Annotated in this window: 17 protein-coding genes and 1 pseudogene; 9 read left to right on the plus strand and 9 right to left on the minus strand. The window is 53.6% G+C overall.

The window, feature by feature from the left end:
* The first annotated feature begins 176 nt into the window (after nucleotides 1–176).
* A complete protein-coding gene (locus tag BXP70_RS27130) occupies nucleotides 177–464 on the plus strand; it encodes a hypothetical protein (protein WP_143436728.1) in 288 nt (95 codons plus the stop codon).
* A gap of 646 nt (nucleotides 465–1,110) precedes the next feature.
* On the opposite strand, the gene BXP70_RS27140 is transcribed toward BXP70_RS27130, so the two are convergent.
* Together BXP70_RS27140 and BXP70_RS27145 are read right to left on the minus strand one after the other, a co-directional pair.
* Nucleotides 1,111–1,569: a hypothetical protein gene (locus BXP70_RS27140; protein WP_143436729.1), complete on the minus strand. Its 459-nt coding sequence runs from the start codon at nucleotides 1,567–1,569 to the stop codon at nucleotides 1,111–1,113.
* A complete protein-coding gene (locus BXP70_RS27145; RefSeq protein ID WP_086597268.1) occupies nucleotides 1,559–2,350 on the minus strand; it encodes a ParA family protein in 792 nt (263 codons plus the stop codon). The genes BXP70_RS27140 and BXP70_RS27145 overlap by 11 nt, the downstream gene beginning before the upstream one ends.
* 2,005 nt (nucleotides 2,351–4,355) lie before the next feature.
* On the opposite strand from BXP70_RS27145, the gene BXP70_RS27150 reads away from it, so the two are divergent.
* The 3 genes and pseudogenes from BXP70_RS27150 to BXP70_RS30740 all read left to right on the plus strand — a co-directional run bounded on the left by BXP70_RS27150 (nucleotide 4,356) and on the right by BXP70_RS30740 (nucleotide 7,656).
* The gene (locus BXP70_RS27150; protein ID WP_086597269.1) at nucleotides 4,356–5,402 is read left to right on the plus strand and encodes a replication initiation protein; all 1,047 of its coding nucleotides are present in this window, start codon (nucleotides 4,356–4,358) and stop codon (nucleotides 5,400–5,402) included.
* 298 nt (nucleotides 5,403–5,700) lie between these two features.
* A complete protein-coding gene (locus BXP70_RS27155; protein ID WP_086597281.1) occupies nucleotides 5,701–6,369 on the plus strand; it encodes a recombinase family protein in 669 nt (222 codons plus the stop codon).
* A 231-nt stretch (nucleotides 6,370–6,600) separates the two neighbouring features.
* Nucleotides 6,601–7,656 (plus strand): annotated as a pseudogene (locus tag BXP70_RS30740) (PDDEXK nuclease domain-containing protein).
* Nucleotides 7,657–7,700: 44 nt separating this feature from the next.
* Here BXP70_RS30740 and BXP70_RS27165 read toward each other — a convergent pair.
* The 3 genes from BXP70_RS27165 to BXP70_RS27175 form a co-directional block, all read right to left on the minus strand.
* The gene (locus tag BXP70_RS27165) at nucleotides 7,701–8,312 is read right to left on the minus strand and encodes a recombinase family protein (protein WP_086597270.1); all 612 of its coding nucleotides are present in this window, start codon (nucleotides 8,310–8,312) and stop codon (nucleotides 7,701–7,703) included.
* Between the two features lie 328 nt (nucleotides 8,313–8,640).
* Entirely contained in the window at nucleotides 8,641–10,164 is a 1,524-nt protein-coding gene (locus BXP70_RS27170; RefSeq protein ID WP_086597271.1) for a M56 family metallopeptidase, read from the minus strand.
* Entirely contained in the window at nucleotides 10,161–10,532 is a 372-nt protein-coding gene (locus tag BXP70_RS27175) for a BlaI/MecI/CopY family transcriptional regulator (protein WP_086597272.1), read from the minus strand. The genes BXP70_RS27170 and BXP70_RS27175 overlap by 4 nt, the downstream gene beginning before the upstream one ends.
* A 424-nt stretch (nucleotides 10,533–10,956) precedes the next feature.
* Here BXP70_RS27175 and BXP70_RS27180 point away from each other — a divergent pair, with 424 nt between their 5' ends.
* Both BXP70_RS27180 and BXP70_RS27185 read left to right on the plus strand, forming a co-directional pair.
* A complete protein-coding gene (locus BXP70_RS27180; RefSeq protein ID WP_086597273.1) occupies nucleotides 10,957–11,754 on the plus strand; it encodes a hypothetical protein in 798 nt (265 codons plus the stop codon).
* 216 nt (nucleotides 11,755–11,970) lie between these two features.
* The gene (locus BXP70_RS27185) at nucleotides 11,971–12,297 is read left to right on the plus strand and encodes a hypothetical protein (RefSeq protein ID WP_086597274.1); all 327 of its coding nucleotides are present in this window, start codon (nucleotides 11,971–11,973) and stop codon (nucleotides 12,295–12,297) included.
* Between the two features lie 90 nt (nucleotides 12,298–12,387).
* Here the strand turns inward: BXP70_RS27185 and BXP70_RS27190 are convergent, their stop codons facing one another.
* Entirely contained in the window at nucleotides 12,388–13,125 is a 738-nt protein-coding gene (locus BXP70_RS27190; protein WP_086597275.1) for a LytR/AlgR family response regulator transcription factor, read from the minus strand.
* Nucleotides 13,122–14,261 (minus strand): sensor histidine kinase, encoded by a 1,140-nt coding sequence (locus tag BXP70_RS30415; protein ID WP_218779883.1) that lies wholly within the window; start codon nucleotides 14,259–14,261, stop codon nucleotides 13,122–13,124. Before BXP70_RS30415 ends, BXP70_RS27190 begins: the two co-directional genes overlap by 4 nt.
* A gap of 240 nt (nucleotides 14,262–14,501) precedes the next feature.
* On the opposite strand from BXP70_RS30415, the gene BXP70_RS27200 reads away from it, so the two are divergent.
* Entirely contained in the window at nucleotides 14,502–15,020 is a 519-nt protein-coding gene (locus BXP70_RS27200) for an SgcJ/EcaC family oxidoreductase (protein WP_086597276.1), read from the plus strand.
* A 177-nt stretch (nucleotides 15,021–15,197) separates the two neighbouring features.
* On the opposite strand, the gene BXP70_RS27205 is transcribed toward BXP70_RS27200, so the two are convergent.
* Together BXP70_RS27205 and BXP70_RS27210 are read right to left on the minus strand one after the other, a co-directional pair.
* On the minus strand, nucleotides 15,198–15,938 hold the full coding sequence (locus BXP70_RS27205) for a putative periplasmic lipoprotein (RefSeq protein ID WP_143436730.1): 741 nt from the start codon (nucleotides 15,936–15,938) through the stop codon (nucleotides 15,198–15,200).
* A gap of 169 nt (nucleotides 15,939–16,107) precedes the next feature.
* The gene (locus BXP70_RS27210; protein WP_179197874.1) at nucleotides 16,108–17,097 is read right to left on the minus strand and encodes an IS110 family RNA-guided transposase; all 990 of its coding nucleotides are present in this window, start codon (nucleotides 17,095–17,097) and stop codon (nucleotides 16,108–16,110) included.
* Nucleotides 17,098–17,556: 459 nt separating this feature from the next.
* Between BXP70_RS27210 and BXP70_RS27215 the strand changes: the two genes are divergently transcribed.
* Both BXP70_RS27215 and BXP70_RS27220 read left to right on the plus strand, forming a co-directional pair.
* Nucleotides 17,557–18,255, plus strand: coding sequence for a carboxypeptidase-like regulatory domain-containing protein (locus BXP70_RS27215; protein ID WP_143436731.1), 699 nt, complete (start codon nucleotides 17,557–17,559; stop codon nucleotides 18,253–18,255).
* Between the two features lie 156 nt (nucleotides 18,256–18,411).
* Nucleotides 18,412–18,981, plus strand: coding sequence for a hypothetical protein (locus BXP70_RS27220; protein ID WP_086597280.1), 570 nt, complete (start codon nucleotides 18,412–18,414; stop codon nucleotides 18,979–18,981).
* Nucleotides 18,982–19,132 lie beyond the last annotated feature (151 nt).

Below are 19,132 nucleotides of genomic sequence, written 5' to 3' on the forward strand. Positions count from 1 at the left end.
ATTTCTCTGCCTGTCACGTCCTTTTATTTTGCGCTATTGATCCGAGCAGCCACTAGTAATCAAAAGAAGGAATCGGACCGCCCTTTTATATCTTCCGTTGCTATAACGTTTTAGCAACCCCTGTCAGTATTCGCTAGGTTGCTGCCTGCCTAGGTTGCGACTCGTTCGTTTTCTTCTTGCTCGCTATGCGCCGCCTCTCCCCACCCCCGTACCCCGCCGACGTCGCGGCGCAACTTACTGCTTTCTGGCACGGCGTTGCCGCGCTCGAGGTAAAGTACGACACGTACTTTACCAGTACCCCGTCGCGGCGGAGCTCGTGGAGCGAGCCGCAACCGTCCACGCTGGCCGAGAACCTGGTGCTGCAATGCACGAAGACGCTGGTGCGCCTGAGTCTGCACCCGCACTTGCCCGAGGAGATTGCCCGGGACACGCGCGCCCTGTTTCAGCAGCTCTTCGGCCAATAAGCTGCGCCCTCACCAGATGTAGCGGTCCGCGGCGTGGCCAGTACGCTAGTGGTTGCCCTTACGTGACAATTGCCTACTGCTACTACGCCTAGCGCTTGCCTTCTACGGGCAGCGAGAAGTCACCTACCAGTACCCCGTCTACTAGCAGGGCCGTTCCCTGCATGGCCATGGCGCTTAAAAGCTTGCTGTACTATTCTTTGCCAAACCGGTTACCGGCTCTGGCGGAGGTAGCTATCGTCGCTGCCAAGCGTAATAGGTGGCGGGTGACACCTATTACGCTTGGCAGAGTTGGCGCACGGGCACGTGCTGCTGACGCTGAGCGAAAGCTGGTAAGTGTTCACCGGGTCGAATGGCTGAACCTGCGCCTACAGCAGGCAACTAACCAAGACAGCGTACTTCTTGCAACTGGAGCCGCATGCGAGTTCTCACTCATATACATACAGTGGAAAACCAAAATTCGTATTATCTGCTGTTAGCAAATCATCCTAGGCTGCAGTAGGATGATTTGCTCCTACTGCAGCCTAGGGTGCCTTACTCTGATTCTAAATCGAGCTTGATTTTCTTTATGACCATCTCCTCGCAAAGCTGGGGTCTTCCGGTAAAATAGGTGGGGATATTTCTTATGATCCTGGGAAGATCATGTGTTCTACTTGCCTCGCTTCTTATATCCCTTAATCTTGCCTTGATTAAGCACCTCCTGCAATACCTTTGGAGGTAGTGGAGTATTGGCACCCTCAAATTGGTCAAGGTAGTAGTTGAGGGCCTCATCTGTCAGGTCCTTGATCTTTACTCGGTCATAGAACTGGGCTTGTTTGATACGCAAATACGTTTGAAACCGAATTTGTGAGTTGAAAGGAACCTGCTCCGGAATTTCTTGCGTAGCATTTGCTGGCGTGGTCGTGTCTAGCTCCCCCACCCTATCGACGTTCTTACTGTCTTGTTCAGCCGCTTCATTCATCATTGGCGGCGTATCAAGAATACCTTCGATTACCGGTACGGGCGGGGGTATACCAGCTGGATTCTCGGACAAAGTGGGGCGTGGCTTGTCCTTGTAACGGGCTAAGGCAGGCCGTAGAGCAGCTTTGGGAGAGTTATTAGTTGCCATGCTGAAGGTGTTGCAGAATTTCGTCAGTTAATGCTTCATAATCCTCTGCACCGGTAGAATCCGGAGCGTAGTCAAACAAACTCGTTCCTGCCATCTGAGCATTTGGGATAGCCGTGCTTTGCCTAACCGTTGTGTTAAACACAGGGGCTTCCTTGCCGTAATGTTCCTTGATCAAATCCACGACATCATGGCGTAGTCGCGAGCGGTAAGCAGGAGAATACTTCGTAAAAAATATACCTCCGATGCGCAGCGAGGGATTGATACGTCGCCGCAATCGAGTGCAGGTATTGACTAGGTTCGTGAGTCCTTCAAATCCGTAAAACTCTGGATCCACGGGGATGTAAAGCAGATTAGCAGCGGCCAGGGCAATCCAAGTTAGCGTACCAATGCTTCCTTTGGTATCTATCACGCAATACTCATATTCCGGTCCTACCATTTCCAAAATGTCTGCCAATCGGGTGGAATGCTCGGCATCCCAGCCCGGTAGTTGCGCCTCGTTTGCTTCCATCTCTGCACTGGCTGGCAGCAAGTCGACGTTCTCGCCCACTGGGCGAATCACGGCGTGAATGTCGTCGAGGCTGAACTCCCCTTTACGCATGAGCAACATCCCTACATGCTCCGGGATGTCTGCGCCCTCGAATGAAATAGTTAAACTTCGTTGTGGATCACAGTCGCAGAACAGCACCCGGTGACCTCGTCGGGCTAGTGCTAGGCCCACATTTAAGGCAGAGGTAGTTTTACCTACCCCTCCCTTGTTATTGGAAAAGCAAAGTGTTTTCATGAGTAGCTAAGAGGTGTGAACCTACGCAAGTAACAACAATTTACGTCTAAGTGTACTAATGTAAGTGCATACTACTGTTTAGACGTTAAAACGTAAATACGTTTTAACGTCTAAACAGTAGTATGCACTTACATTTCATCTACTGATACAGGTTTTAGGGTCACATGATCAAATGATTGACTATAAACCAATTAATTCCGACATATAAGAAATAATACGCTTATATGTAAGAACGTTTTTACGTATAAACATATTAGCGTAAAAACACTCTTACGTTAGAACCTTCTGGCATTTTGGCGTACACAGCAGCTATTTTATAAGCGCAACTATAATTCAATTATAATTTTTTCTGTTTATACGTATTTACGTATAAAAGTTTGTATGTATAAATGTACAAACGTTTATACATAGATACGTATGACATTGGTAGGAGGGACAGTTCACCTGAGTGCTTGCTAGGCAATAGGAGGGGTGTTTCTGGTGAAAGACCTGCAGCTATGACCGCTCACCTGAGACCTATTGGGCTTGCAGTCAGAATAAAGCTGAGAATAGATACTATTACAGCTAGTGTCAGTACATCCACTAATGAAGTAAGCTATTTCTATCCTAAAGGATATATAGCCGCCAAATATGAGCTGTGTCGAGCCTCAGGAAGGGACTTGGTGGTTAGTTTACAGGAATAAAGCAAAGTACGACCTTGTGTTAGCAATGAACTAATTATTCGAATAGTTCTATAGGCAAGAAGTACTGCACATAGTCTTGGAAAGGGTGAAGGTACAGGGTAAGATAAAGAGGTGGACATACAAACTGGCAACCTTGCATTTACTTCTATAGCCAATTAGCAGTCTAAACCTAAGTACGATAACCGAGACATAGAAAGTGGTTTCTGTAGTCATTCATGCGGGCCGCTTGGTCCGATTTCTTGGCCTGCAAAGCAGTTTATGGTTTGCCTAGCCATTTTACTCCTTGCGAATTCGTTCCTTGCCGGAAACCAGTTGAAAGACCTGCCCAAGTTAAGTTTTTCGCTAACGAGCTACCAGTTTGCCTATGCTCCAGTATCGCTGATACTGGAGCATAGGCAGCCGACGCACAAATTCTTGTTTGTGGTAGCCACACGAAGCCCGAACTGATCAAGAATTATGAACCCGGATGCAGTGTCCGGTAGCTGATCGAACCAGCCCGGAGAGCTGCTCGCTGCTTAGGCGCATGTCCAGTAATGTCTACCCTAGAGGTGCTTGTTAGCAGGAGTAGCTATTACGAACAGATACTAAATCTTAAGTTTAGTGAAGGTGCTGCCGTCGAACCTGCATCACCTAGTGAGTCAAGACCTCCTTCACGTTACATCCGCCAAGACTGGCTAAGTAGTGCCATTTTTCACGTAGATAATTCACCTGAATCCGGTGTAGCGGGGTGCCATTTTTCACGCAAATGCTCTGAAAGATTCTAAGCGCTTGAACTATTGATGTTTTCCGCCCTGCTCGGGAGAACAAATCGATGCTACAATCCCAGATAAGCACTTTTTAGCTACTCACCTATTGAGTGTAAACTGCATGACGTGCTCTTTTCAAAAAACCAGAATCTCTTCTGTTTTCTAAAGCTATTCTTTATATTCTTTATTCAGGGACGCATAACTTATTTATAATCAGAATCTTAAAGAGGATTCCTGCGTGAAAAATGGCACCTTGTAGCGTGAAAAATGGCACTCTATCGCGTGAGAAACGGCACCATGTGCGTGAGAAATGGCACTCTATCGCGTGAGAAACGGCACCATGTGCGTGAGAAATGGCACTCCTGCGTGAGAAACGGCACCATGTGCGTGAGAAATGGCACTCCTGCGTGAGAAACGGCACTTCTTGGTCCGCGCCAAGTTTTTCTGCGTGAAAAATGGCACCTGAAATGTGCTGGAGATATCTGCGTGAAAAATGGCACCAGACTTTTATTTTGCGTGAAACACTATGCATTTTCACGCCGGTACGTATCTTAGGCTAAATTCCTCATCGTCGCTATGATGTCAACTGGTTCTACTCCCGATCCCGGTACTATCTACCCACGAGCCTATCAAGCCAATGCTTTGGTCAGAGCACCTCTGAAGCTAACGCACGTGGAAGCCCGAATCTTTGCCTTGGCTCTTGGCTGCATCCACCAAGACCAAACTGAGTTGCCGGGTATTTCCATTGCCTTGAGTCGGGTCATGACGCAGAAGAAGGGGGGAAGTGTGTACGAAACCATACGTGATGCCTGCAAAAGCCTTATGTCGAAGGTGGTCAGCATTGAGTCACAAATGGGCAATAAAAAGCGATTTACGGCTTATTCTATCATCAGCTACATCGATCTAAACGAGGGTACTGGGTTTTTGACGGGCAACTTCGCCCCGGAAATCAAGCCCTTCCTGCTGCAGTTGGCCGAGCAGTACACCCACGTGGAAATTGAAACCTTACTTACGCTCAAGTCGGCCCACGCTCACCGTTTATACTGGCTTCTGAAGTCGTGGGATGATGTAGGTTGGTGGGAGGTGGAATTTGATACGCTGCGTAAGCAGGTGCTCGGCGACGACAACGATGTGACTTATACGCTCTTTTACGATTTCAAACGTTACGTACTCGAACCCGCCCTGCGCGAACTTCACTCCCTTGGCTGGATGGTTGCCTATGATCCTATCAAGCTAGGCAAAAAGGTACACGCCGTGCGCTTCTCTATTCCCGCGCCTCTAGCTCAGCTCGACAAATCAGACCAGCCTTTGCTCACCAGTAAAACGACCAGCAAGATCCGGCCTGTGGAAAAGCAAATGAGTTTAGCCCTGTCTGCTGAACTGCCTACCCTGCAACAGCGCGTTGTCACGCGGTTGCAGAAGCTGAAGATGACAAGCAGCCAAATTCAGCACGTACTCAACTTCATGGGGGACGACGAAGTCAAAATTGCCAAGCTCATGAAAGTTAGTCATCCGCTGTTACGTGACCATGAAGTCGGCAACAAGATCTTTGACAACTTAGGAGGCGTGGCCATCAACCTGCTCAAGACAGAATTTCCTAGTTTGTACCCTACCCTGAAGTAACGGCTATGGATGAGTAGAGTAAAAAGTATTGCCACAGGTAGCATGATTTTCAGGGTTTAACAGGGTGCTAAGCCATGTACTAGGGGCTAATAGTATAAATTTTTCCTCTACGTCAGTAAAACACGATCAACACAAATTAGTATTTTTTGGTATAAAACCTATGAATATTTTGTACTGAAATATACTAACATGTGCAATTCCTGGGCTTCTTCTAGCACGAGATTTTGAGAGAAAGGATGAATTTGGCATTTTACAAACGGGCGTTTGTAAAATGCCAAATCAGGAGTACTTTGCTTGTATGAAGCAGTATGTCGCCTATTACCGGGTCAGTACGACCAAGCAAGGTACTTCCGGGTTAGGCCTAGAGGCCCAGCGATACGCCGTTCACCAATATGCTCGACCACCAGCTCAGCTGCTAGCCCACTATACAGAAGTGGAGAGCGGTAAAAGAGATCAGCGCCCGCAGTTGCTGGCGGCAATTGCACATGCGCGCAAAACGGGTGCAACACTACTTATTGCTAAGTTGGATCGACTCTCGCGTAACGCCGGCTTTATCTTTGCGCTCCGGGACAGTGGGGTGGACTTCGTCTGCTGTGACATGCCCGATGCCAATACCCTTACCGTCGGTATTTTTGCTGTCTTAGCCCAGCATGAACGCGAACTGATTAGTAAACGCACCAAAGAAGCACTAAACGCGCTTAAAGCCCGCGGTATAGCACTGGGCGTTCCTACCAACCTAACGAGCGCAGCGATTCGCCAGGGTCAAGAAGTACGTCAGCGCAATGCCCGCGAGAACAAGGAGAACCGGCAAGCCACACGCTTAGCCATGCTCCTACGGCAACAGGGGCAGACGCTGCAGCAAATTGCCGACGAGCTGAATAGGGGTGACTATCGTACCCGACGCGGGAAGACGTTTGATGCCACCGCCGTGCGTCGGCTGCTACTGCGAGTTCGTGCTGCTTTGTAAAGCGTTGCGATGCTTGCCGCTTGAACTAGTCCCTATGTAGGCCCTTTCGTATGATCACAGCCTCACCTGTTGCGAATTGCTTCGCACAGTGTCTAGCAACCGGGGGTGTGGTCGCACTAGAAGTAGAAGGTATTGGCTAGCATTCTCTTGCGCACCTTGGCTCCTTGCTGCCCACATCCATCTTGATTTCAATTTCTTTGTTGGACTGCTGTTGCTGCCTACTTTTCCGCTATGACCTCTCTTCCCGCTGATTACGCGCAACTACTCTCCGCCGTCAAGCAGCGCGTACGTGCTGCCCAGTACCGCGCTTTGCAACAGGTTAACAAAGAGCAGATGCAGCTCTACTGGGACTTGGGCCGGCTCATCGCCGAGCGCCAGCAGCAGCAGGGCAGGGGCAAAGCCGTCGTGGAAACGCTGGCTCGCGACCTGCAACAGGAATTTGCGGGCCTGAGTGGCTTCTTCGTGCAGAACTTGTGGTATATGCGCCAGTTCTACCTGGAGTACAGCGCCAACTGATTTCTCCAACCATTGGTTGGAGAAATCAGTTGGGCCAAGCACCTGCTGATCATGGCCCGCTGCAAAGATCCACAGGAACGCCTGTTCTACACGCAGCAAACGCGGCGCCAGGGCTGGACCAAAGCTGTACTCGCTCAGCAACTCAGTGCCCAGGCGTATCAGCGCACGGTGCTGGCCCAGCACAACTTTGCCCAGACCCTCTCCGCCGCCCAGCAAACGCAGGCCGCGCTGGCCCTTAAAGATGAGTACACCTTCGACTTTCTGGAGCTGACCGAGCCACACTCCGAGTACGAGTTGGAGCAGGCACTACTGGGCAACGTGCGCCGCTTCTTGCAGGAGATGGGCGGCGATTTCACCTTCATCGGCAACTAGTACCGCTTGGAGCTGGAAGGCAACGAGTACTTCATCGACCTTCTGCTCTACCACCGCGGGCTACAGTGTTTAATCGCCGTGGAGCTCAAGATCACCGAGTTCCGCCCCGAGTATGCTGGCAAGATGAACTTCTACTTGTCCTTAATCAACGAGCAGGAGCGCAAGCCCCACGAGCAGCCGAGCATCGGCATCATCATCTGTAGCAGCAAGCAGCGCACCATCGTGGAGTTTGCCTTGCGCGACATCAGCAAGCCCATTGGGGTGGCCACCTATACCTTAACCGATACCTTACCGACGGAGCTGCGGCCGTTCTTTCCCAGCAACGAAGAACTAGTCCGTCGCTTGGAGGCCGTTACGACTGCGTTACAAGGATCGACGAAGCCAGCTGCAGACGAATAGCGACGGGTGGCAGATCGTCCGTAGGCACCTAAGCAGTCACCTGCTCACGTAGTGGGCTGCGGCGCAGCTCCTTTTGGCTGGCTGTGAATAGGTACGCCGCGATGGCGCAAGTACTTGTAGAGCGTGACTTTGGAAATACGCAGTTGCCGGGCAATCTCGTTGACGCCGAGTTGTTGCTCTTTGTATAGGGTCTCGGCGACAATAGCCGTGCGTTCGGCTTCTTTACTGAGCCCGCGCCGGCGTCCCCCCACCCGGCCCCGAGCACGAGCCGCGGCTAGTCCCGCTTGGGTGCGCTCCCGAATGAGCTCGCGCTCGAACTCAGCCAGGGAGGCAAACAAGTTGAACACCAGCCGACCTTGGGGCGAAGCCGTGTTGATGGCATCGGTGAGCGAGACCAAGCCTACGCTGCGAAACTCAAACTCGGCCACCATGTCCAAGAGGTGCTTCAGCGAGCGCCCTAGCCGGTCCAGTTTGTAGATGTACACCGTGTCACCGGGCCGCAGAAGGGCCAGCAGGTGGTCCAACTCCGGCCGGTCCTTAGTCGCACCAGAGGCCTTCTCCTGAAAGATACGCTCACACCCCGCCTGGGTCAGGGCATCGAGTTGCAGGGCGAGATTCTGGTCGCGAGTGGATACGCGGGCGTAGCCGATCTTCATGCTCTAAAGTACAGCTTTCTGGTCGAATGAGGAAGAGGTTTGTACTTTGATTACTGTACAAGTTTTCTATACCGTTTTCAACTCATTTTCCCTCTCCTACAGCCCCTTTTGTCAGACGGCTAGTTGTACAGAAAAAGGAGCGTGGCTGTTGCAGAACTCGATGCGACACCCCAAGCAAAGGCTCTACGAGCTAAATCAAGCTAAAAAGGACGTTTGAACGTCTATTTTTAGCTATGCTAAGCAGTTAGTTTGCGCTGTTTGCTTGATGGGTGATAAGTTCTACAACAGCCACGAGCGTAAAACTTTGTGTTTTATGCTATAAATAAAGTTATTTTATCGAATAAGTCGGCCTCAGCACAACAACGAAATAGGGCGCTGCTGGCATCTTGCGATAGGCCTCATACTCTTGGGTGGTAGTCAGGTGTACCTGCTGTACGTAGCCCTCGCGTTGCCGCAGCTCTTTCGTGATGTTGCTGATCAGGAAAGAGGCAATGTCTGCGCGCTGATACCTTTTGGTCAGCGCTGGTCCCTGCAGCCATTTGCCCTCCGCCCACACCCGAAACTGGCGCGGGTTCTGCCAGGCTTTCCATTGCGCGGCGGTCGGCATACGGCGCAGCAATGGCTTGTTTTCCACCACCAGAACTCCCTGTTTCTCTTCCGCTGACAAGTCCGCGTACTTCTTTTCGTGCAGGCCTCTCCCAGCGATCTGCTCATCGTATAGCCGGGCCGTTCGTTCGGCCGCTGTTTCGAGGGGTTGGGCTGGCGCTGCGTTGGGCCGGCGTACGATCCCCCGGCGCTTTGCCGCGGCAGATAAGGCAGCCTCTTGCTGGGCATGGCCTTGTCCCTCCACGGGCTTCCCCCACCGGTCGCCGTGCTGCCGCACGACTTGCTCGGCTTCGGAGGCGATTTGTTGTCGTACCTTCGCGTTGCTATTTACGGGGTCTGCTCCAGCGGCTGGCTCCAGATCGGTGCCGAACAGGAACCCTAAAGCCCCGAGCAGCAAGGCGGCGCTTCCGCCCAGTAGCCAGGCGCGCAGGCGGGAAGTAGGTTTGGTCATCATGAGAAACCGTTTTTGGGTGGTGCGGAAGGCGAAAGCACTGGTCAGCGACCCGGTCAAGCCGCCGGCTACTTTGTCGAGCAGCAACTGTTGGTAGCGCGGCACGTTCTGATGCCGCTCATTGACGGCTTGGTCGGCCAGAAACTCGTGATTGAGCTGCATCGCCCGCTTCACCCCGTAGAGCACGGGATGAAACCACGCCACACAGAGGAGCACTTCCACCAGCAACACGTCGAGGGAATGCCGTTGCCGGATGTGGGTCAGTTCATGCGTGAAGAGCTCCTGCTCAATGGCGCGGCGCCGATACGCCGCTTCCGACACAAAGAGATAGTGCAGAAACGCGTAGGGGAGCGTATCGGTGGGGAGTAGCACCAGGGTGGCACCCCGAAACGGTTGGCGCGGATTCGCGCTCGTCTGGCGAAGCAACCGGCGTAAGTTGAGCGCGAACCGGCCCACGAACACGGCTGTCAAAAGGCCATACAGCCAGGGCCCATACGTCGCGCCGAAAGCGACCACGTCGAAGCCCACCGCCACGGACGCGGGTTCGGGTGGCCCCGTTGGCGGTGGAAAAGTAGGGGCCGCGGCCAGCGGCCAGCCGCGGACGGGTTGGTCGTCCCCCCATACCCTTAGTGGCTCGCGCTCAACCGACACCAAGGGGATCAGGGCCGCCGCTAGCAGGCTTCCCAGCAGATAGAACCGCTTGAACCGGTGCAGGGGCTGCTGTTCCAGCAGTACTTTGTAGAAGCCGAAGGTGAGCAGCAAACTAACACTGGCTTCCAGCAGGTACTGGCTCATGGCTTCTTCTGCTCGAGTTGCGCCTGGATGATCTGTTGCAACGCCTCCAGCTCCTGCGTGGTCAGGTTGGCTTGCGAAGTGAAAAACGAGGCAAACTGGGCTTTCGAATTGTTAAAGAAATTCTTGATCAGGCCCTCCACGTGGGTCGCGCAGTACGCTTGCTGGGCGATCAGGGGGTAGTACTCACGCGAACTACCCACCTCCCGATACCCGACGAGGCCTTTCGTGCTCATGCGCTTGAGCAGCGTCGCCACGGTGGTGGGGGCGGGCTTGGGGGCGGGGTAGGCCTCCAGCAAGTCCTTCATGAACGCCCGCTCACGGCGCCACAGATAATGCATGAGAACTTCTTCGGCTGCCGACAGTTTCATTCTACAAGAATAGAGGTTACTCTACAAGTGTAGAATATATTTTCATTGCCTGCAAGTTTTTGCCGGCTTCTTTCGCTATTTTTTCGGCTAGGCTGGATTCCGCGTACGCGCTACGCACGGCAACCTGCTGCTCGAAATACTATTCTATGTACCAAATGAACAGTTACTTACCTTTCTTCCTAGCTGGTAGGGTAATGTAAAGACGGTACTTCACTGAGTACGCCGCTACGGCCGGTGCCGGGCACGTTACAGGCCATAGCGCGTTAGCCCCAAGAGGATAAGAGGAACGCGTTTGCCTTTAACATTCTGTAGAAGAGCCTTTACAGAACGTTATAGGTTCCTTAGGCAACATCTAGTAGTCGTACTCCTGAAAGACTTCTACCTTTCGCCTTTCTTCGCTCCCACTGCTCCCGTGACCTACTCAATGACCTATCCACTGCCTTGTGGAAAGCACCAAATCGTGGACCTGGATGCCGATGAAGAAGGTAACTATCTTGCCCTGCTGAGCCACGGGGAAGTGTGGACTCCGACCTTCCAGGTACCGTTGCCCTACCAGTTCCGGTTTCCGCTGATTCGCGCTCTAGATAACACCCGCTTTCTTATCGTTGAAGCGCGGAGTCGCCTGGAGCCAAATGGGCACATCTTTGACTATGCGGGCACGAAGCTCCTGAGCTTTGAAGCAGGTGATGGCATTGCGGACGTCCTCGTGCAAGCACGTCAGATTGTGGTGTCCTACTTTGATGAGGGCGTGGCCAGTGACAAAAAACCGAGTAGTGATGGACTCGCGGTCTTTGACTTCACGGGTCAGCAACGCTACGGTCTCAATTCTAGTCAGTCGTACTTCCTACTGGATTGTTACGCGCTGTGCAAGCTCGGGCGGGATCGCGTCCTGGCGTATACCTATACGGGCTTCCCTTTGCTGGAACTGGGCTTAAACGACTGCCAACTTCGACGGCAACCCACCCCAGCGGACTTTGAAGGGGCGCAGGCGCTAACGACCAGTCACCAGAATGTTGTTTTCTATGGTTCTTACCAGGATAAGACCAGTTTCTTCTGGTGGGACCGGCAGAAGAAAGTGACGCGCTTTGGACAGTGGCCGGCAGCACCACTCCGCGGCATTGGGGACGGCAAGTTTCTGACCTTTGATGCCCAGAGCTTTACCATCATTGATGCCATGGAACTGATGCGAGAGGAGGTAGCCCTCAAACATAAGCGCCTCTAAGGAGCCGTATGAAGAACATGCAGGTGGCAAAAGTACTATAGCATGTAAGCACAAACAGGTGTATAAAATCTATTGTATTTCCAAGACTCGGGATATAAGCAACATTACGTTAATCAACTTTTTACAGAAAGCAGTTACCTTGTCAGATGAGGGTGTTTCTTGCTTTTATCTCCTTTGGCTTTCTGTGAGAAAAGCAACTAATTGTCTCATCTCAGCATGATTGACACTAATCCGAACCAGGGTCCTTTACAGCAGTTGGAAGCATACCTTCATCAACTAGCCGTCCCGATGACCTACCGTGGCGACCCCTACGGCCGCGGTTTAGACTGGTGCTACTTTGATTGCTTCTTTCACGAAGCAGCGGTCCGGGAACACTTCGGCTTCGGTCCAGACATTTGCTATGTGGCTTACGATGGGCGAGCAGCAGGGCAAGAAGCCGGCTTCTACCACGAAAGCAGTGGCTTCGGTATCATGGGGCATCATCCTCTCTATGGAAGAACGCAGCAAAAATGCGAGATTACAGGCGATGAGCGTAGGGCCTAATTTTACCTGAATACTCGTCTGATAAGCATAATTTTTACTTCTTGGACCCGTGATGCAGCCAGCCTAATGCATTAGTATCCTGAGGTGCTTCTAGCGGGTTGCCAGCACTTTGGCGACTTCCCGCTGGTAGAGTTTGCCGATGGGCAGCTCCGTGCCGGCCACCTGCACGTGGGTGGGGGAGTACGCGCGCAAGGAGGCGGTGGCAATGAGAAACGAGCGGTGGATCCGCACAAAGCCCGTGGCGGGCAGCATCGCCTCCAGCGCCGTCAGCGAGTGCTTGGTGACCACCGGCCCGTGGACGGTGACCAGCTTGACGTAATCCTTTAGGCTCTCGATATACAGGATCTCGTGCAAGAACACCTTCACCATTTTTCGCTCCACCCGGAAATAGAGGAACGCGGCGGGTGCCGCAGGCGCCGGGAGGCTAGCGGGCGCCAGCGGCGGGGCGAGCGGACCGGTAAGAGCCAGCGCGCCTAGGGCTTTGTGCACGGCCGTGACAAAGCGCTCAAAGCGAATGGGCTTGAGCAGGTAGTCCGTGGCGGCCACCTCGTAGCTTTCCAGCGCGTGCTCGCCGTAGGCGGTGGTAAAGATGATCTGCACCGGGTGCTGCAGCGTGCGTGCCAGGTCCAGGCCGCTGACTTGGGGCAGGTGAATGTCGAGAAAGAGGAGGTCCACCGGGTGGGCGTGCAGGAAGGGCAGCACCTGCAAGGCATTGGCGCACTCGCCCGCCAGCCGCAGCATCGGCATTTTCGCGAGGTAGCGCTTGAGCACTTCCCGGGCGGGGGGCTCGTCATCGACCAGCAGGCAGTTGTAGACCGGGAAGCTCATGGGCGGGGCGCGGCGGCCGGCAGCCCCAGTGCGGCCGGCGGATCCAATGCCAGGGTCAAGGTAACCAAATACAGCTCTTCTTCGGCGCGGGTCACGAGCTGATGCCGGCCAGGGTACAACAAGGCGAGCCGCCGCCGCACCGTGGCCAGGCCCAGGCCGCCGCTTGCGCCAACAGGGTGGCCGCCCGCCGTTCCGTTCACGACCTTCAGCTGCAGGGTGGTGCCCACCAGCCGCAGGTCCAGGCTCAGCCAGGGGTGCTCCAGCACGGTGCTGGTGCCGTGCTTGAAACAATTCTCGACGAAGGGCAACAGCAGCAAGGGGGCGATGCGCAGCTGCTGACAATCCGCGGGCGTGTGCACCACCATTTCCAACTGGTTGCCGTAGCGGGTCTGCTCCAGCTCAAGGTAGGCGCGGAGCATGCCTACCTCCTCGGCCAGCTCCACCAGCGGGGCCTGGGCCGAGTAGAGCATGTAGCGCAGCAGCCCGGCCAGGCCCAGCACCAATTCGGCGGCCACCGGCGCCGTGGGCTGGGCGTGGGCGTAGATGTTGTTGAGCGTGTTGAAGAGAAAGTGGGGATGCAGCTGGGCCTTCAGCGCCGTCAGTTCGGCCCGGGCCGCTTGCTGCTGCTGGACATAATAGTACTTCATCAGCTTAAGAGCGGCGGCCAGCCCGCCGATGGTGATGCTGCCGCGCAGCCCCCCCATCAGGGCCAGAAAGAACTGCAGCGATAGCGGCAGTGGGTTAGCGGCCACCGTCGCCGGCCCGAAATAGCGCGTCAGGTAGTGGGCCCGCACGGCGGCGAGCACCGTCAGCGAGAGCCCGGCCGAGAGCGCGCCCGTCAGCAGCAGCAGCAGCAAGACCCAGCCCGTGGCGCGCCCGTACTGGGCTGGTATAATCAAGCGCGGAATCACGCCGTAGAGCAGCGTGTAGGCCAGCAACAGCTGGGGCAGCAGAAACACCAGGCTCTCCAGGGCCGTCAGCCCCAGGCGGGCGCCGACCCCTAGGGCCGGTAGCAGCGGCGAGGGGGTGAAGGCGTACAGGTACACCTGGGACAGGTACCAGGCCGCCCAGAAGCTGCCGTGGCGGGCCACGACCCAGCGGGGCTGGGTGGAAAACAGGAAGGGCAGCTGGTCCATGGCGGGGCAATTGGGGCCAGCAAGATACGGGGACGGCCTCAGCCGGTACACCCGCGCGGTGCCTCCGGCGACGGAGGAACAGTTGTCGCGGCCAGACGCTGTTCGTCGTCGACCAACGGCGGTGCGCTTCGGCGGGGGCCCGTCTGCCGCCCAGCCCCCCCGATCGGGCGACGAGGCGAGCAGCCTATTCAAACGCCGCTGACTTTTGCGTCACTCCTATCTTGTTTTACCCGAAAACCCATGCAAAAACTCATCCTCCTGCTGGTGCCCCTGAGCTTCTTCGGGGGACACAGCCATGCGCAGTCCCGGCCGCCGGACGAGGCGGCCATCCAGCAAACCATTGCCCGCTTCGGGGCGAGTTGGGCCAAGGCCGACTTTAGCGATATGGGCGAGTACATGACCCCGGACTGCCACTGGATCAACGTGGTCGGCATGCATTGGCGCAACTTGCAGCAAGTGCAGTTTGCTCACCAGGCGTTTGCCACGAGCATGCTCAAGGGAGTCGCCGCGCAGCCCGTGGAATCCACTCTCAAGTTTGTGACCCCGGACGTGGCCATCGTGTACCTGCGCACCCACATCGGGGCCTTCTATCCGCCCGACGGGGTGGACCGGGGCAGCAACAAACAAGGCGACAAGGACAACCTGGCCACCTTCGTGCTGGTCAAGCAACAAAAGCAGTGGCGCATCACCTCTGCTCAGAACAACGACGTCATCAGCCAGGCCGCGGCCAGCGATCCGGTGCGGCGAATGCCGAAATAAATCCAGTGGCGGCCGAGCAGCGTAGCTCTCGCGGGGGCTACGCTGCTCAGCTAACGGCCTGGAAGGTACTGCCCAGTCAGCGAAGGGCATCGGTAGCTTCGCGCTGCGCAAAAGCTCCTATTGAACATAAAAACTGCTTATACGACAAAGAAGCAGGGTCAAGCAACTATCTAACAGCTATTTACTTAGCTTCTTTGAGAAATCAAAACCATACAAGTATTCGCTTTGGGCGGATGCCGTTGGATCAAGCACAAACGTAAAATCTGTGTTCTGTTTGGTTCTCACTAAGATTCCCACCATGCGTACAAAGCGTCTTGGTCCACTGGCCATCTTGTACTCCACAAATTCGAAGCCTTGCAACTTGAATTCTTTTACAGCCCCGTACTGCTGATCAACCGCCGTAAACATGGCGGTTGCTTTGTACCAATCCTGCCTAGATGCTGCTGATAGGTTGCCTTTCGCGAGTAGGGGGGCATAGTGGGCAGTCTGCATGTAGGTGACTGCCTGAGCAATCAACCTTGTTGCCTGGCCCACTTGTGCGAGATCTGCCGTTGCGAAATCGTAGGTAACGTTCGCGTTCGTCCCTTCGATAACAATGCGAACGAAAGCGTAAGCCTTCTTCTCTTCAGCAGTGAGCGCCTGGTAAAACAAGTATGCGCAGTTGGAAGCGGGTAACTGAGGGGAAGCCAAATAACGCTTGATCTTCTCTTCTAAGCCACTGATTTTAAGCTCATAAAAGCGGCCTTGAAGTTTATCGTCTGTGCGGGAGGTGAGCCCTTTTGAATACGTGACTTTTCCCCCGTAGAAGGCTAGAACAGCGTCGATCCCTTTTGATTCAGAAGGGGAGTTTGATTGAGCGATAGAATTACAGCTACTGAATAGGAAGGCTGTCAGGAGCCAAACCAAGAGAATTTTCACGTGCAAGAAAAGAAATAGCCGCTTATAACAAGTTATGCGCTGTTGATAGCGATCAAAGGTACTCATCAATGCTTTGAGTGTATAAGCGATCGGTTAATAGTAGTATTTTACAGGATCGCGACAAAAGCAAGCTCTTGAAAAAGTTGCTTAACATGAACTGTGTTAAAAGTCAAGGATTGAGGGCTAGTTTTGAGCTAAAATCCGCTTGATAGGGTACTCCAGACTTGACGATGGCAAAAGCTTGCTTGAGCAGCTTGTTGCAGACGGCAATCAGGGCCAGTTTTTTATTCTTGCCTTTGGCCACTAGCCGGTCGAAGAGTGCTTGGCAGGCCGCATTGGCCTTCTTCGCCGCGAAGCTGCACATGAAGAGTTTGGCCCGAATCAGCCCTCCTCCCATCTTGGTAATGCGGACCTTGCCCCGAATACTGGTGCCCGAACTATGTTCTCGGGGCGATAAGCCGGCCAGGGCAATGAGTTGACGGTAGTTGTCGAGGCGGGTGAAGCCACCAGCAAAGAGCAACAGCATCCCGGCTGTTTTCGGTCCAATGCCCGGGATCGAGCAGAGAAGCTTCATTTCCGAAGCAAAACGCTTGTGCAAGAGGACTAACAATTTTGCTTCGACTGCTTCCACTTGCTGAGTTAAGGCTTTTAAGGTTTGTTGCAGCAGCTTGACGGCTAGCTTGCTAACGAAGGGCTGCTGCTGTAAGGCTTCGAGGGCATTGTGGACCATGGTTTTCTGCTTGAGGAGTTGTTCATTGACTTGCTCCAGCTGCCGGCACTCCACCAACGTCGTTTCCTCGGGATGCCAGACTTTCACCGCTTGCTGCTGACCATAGCGCAGCAGCCATTGGGCATCTTTACGGTCGCTTTTGCCTTTGCTTAAATGCATCTGGATGAAGCGTTTGATGACCAGTGGATTGAGCACCGCTACTTGGCCGCCTTGCTCATGCAGGTAATAAGCTAAGGCCAAGTTATACGTGCCGGTGGCCTCCATTACAAACCGGCAGTGAGCGCCACAGGCTTTGATCAGGTGCTGGAAACCCGCTTTGCTATTGCTCACTTCTAGGTGCTTGACTTGGTCGGCCACGTGGTAACAGACGGCGAGCGTATCTTTGCTCACATCAATGCCGACAACAGGAAAAGGCAGTAGGGAATCCATAGCAGGCATAGAGGGAAAAGAAACAGGATCGGTAAAAAGGATTTCCAGGGAATCTTTTGCTATCCTACTACAGGCTCTTGGGCCTCACGGAACTGTTCAAAGTAGCCCCGGAAAAAGAAGGGGATTGTCATGTTAAATGAGCTCGAGCGCCCTATAAAATTAGAATCTTACTCCTCCCTTTTCCTTCTTAATAGCCTCAAGTTATGGCGGATAGGCGAACATAGGATAACGTTTGTTCTCGGACGTATCTTGCAATTATTCTATTCTCCTTACTGTATAAGAGAAGATAGTAACAGTACTTCTCTGCGATTATTGCTCTAGACCTTCAATGCATTTAAAATAGCTTATCAGAAGGCGCCTGGTATGGATTCAGACTTGAGATGGCATCTAGTAGGTGGCCGGGCTCGTCACACAACACACCTAGGCCACCTCGGATATATACTTCTTAAGCAAGTCCTGATGAACTACCTTCGTTTGCTACCGCTGCTGACGATTAGCTTAGTAGCTTGTGTCAGCCCCACCATCCTTAGACCTGGAGATTATCAGCAGACGGGTGATGCTGACCAAGCCTTGTTTTCCAGCCAGCAGTTGCGCCTCTATCCGGATCACACGTTTGAGTATTTTCGGCATGAAGACGTGATAGGGGCTGGTCAACAGGGTAGCGGGGTATACCACGTACAGGGAAAGCAGTTGCAGTTGCAGTTTGGGCCGCCGGTCACTAGCCGTTCTGCTACGGCTCAGAGCCGTTCGCTACCCCCTGTGAGCCAGGGAGAGGAGCTAAACGTGACCTTCTTGGTTACGGGAGCCATCGGCCGCGGTATTCCAGAGGTGGTGCCGGGCGCCACAATCCTGGCCTACAACAGGAGTGGGCAAGTCGTGGCAGGCACTGTCAGCGACAGCGTTGGGCAGGCCACGTTGCAGGTCAACCGGAGCCAACAGCCGCATACCCTCAGGATCACCAGCGGTGGGTTTCACGCGTGGGAGCAAGTCTGGCCGGACCAAGCGACCGCTTATCAGGTGCACCTACAAGCCAACGTTGGCACGTCGTATGGCGCTGAAAGCAGAATGCATTTTCGTATCCTACAACAAACGGCAAAGCAACTGATTGTGAAACAGGGTCGCGACACAACGAAATTACGTTGGGGGCCTCTGCGGTGACAAACACCTAATAACGTGCTATAGATGTGCACATCCATCGTACGTTGTGGACCTGACAAGCTTATAACACTTTCCGAACGTTGGACTGGAAGACGCTATACGCCCTACTGTTGTTATAAGGCTCCTGCACCAACCGGTATCAGCCGACCTCATGAGATGAAGAAGGAGTTGAACCGCTTGCTTTTGCCGAACTACCCGTTGCCTTTCTTCGCCTGCATGAAACGAGTCGGTGTGCTGCTGTTTTTTCTGGCTTTCCTCCAGCTGGTCAGGACCCAATCGCTTTCCGGACCGAGTGCCCTCTCGGTTCGGATCCAGGAGCAGAGGACGACCAAAAGAGCGGCATCGGATCTGGTACTGGCGCTGGAATTCCGCAACACAAGTCAAAAACCCATCCGAATCATGGCCGCTATTGGCGCCGTGACGGCTTCGACGCTGAATGTATTGAATATCTATCTGAAGCAGAAAGGGGAGAACATGATCCTGTTAGGACCTGCGGGCAAGGTTGATTATGAGGCTTCCGTGGTGTATGCGTATGAGACCATTTTACCAGGAAAGACCTACAAGAAGCTATTGAATATCAGTCAGCCATTGCGTGATAAATCTATCTTGTTGAAGCCGGGAGCTTGTAAAGTACAGCTGTACTATCATAACCAATATGGGGAGAACTGCCTCAAAGGCGTTTTCCCCAGCAATGCCCTCTACGTTCAGGTTGGTCCTACATCCTAGTAATTAGACTTTCTACCAAAGTTTCTCCAAGCAAGTCACGAAGGGAGCAGTGTACGTAGCCCGAAGCCTGCCTTCAACAGCCACCTTTTCGCAACGTGCTTCGACAAACGTTTTAGAAAGCCTTGGACATTTTCCAAAGGGACTACCGTAT

It is taken from the genome of Hymenobacter crusticola (assembly GCF_002154225.1).
In the GTDB taxonomy this organism is placed as follows: Bacteria; Bacteroidota; Bacteroidia; order Cytophagales; family Hymenobacteraceae; genus Hymenobacter; species Hymenobacter crusticola.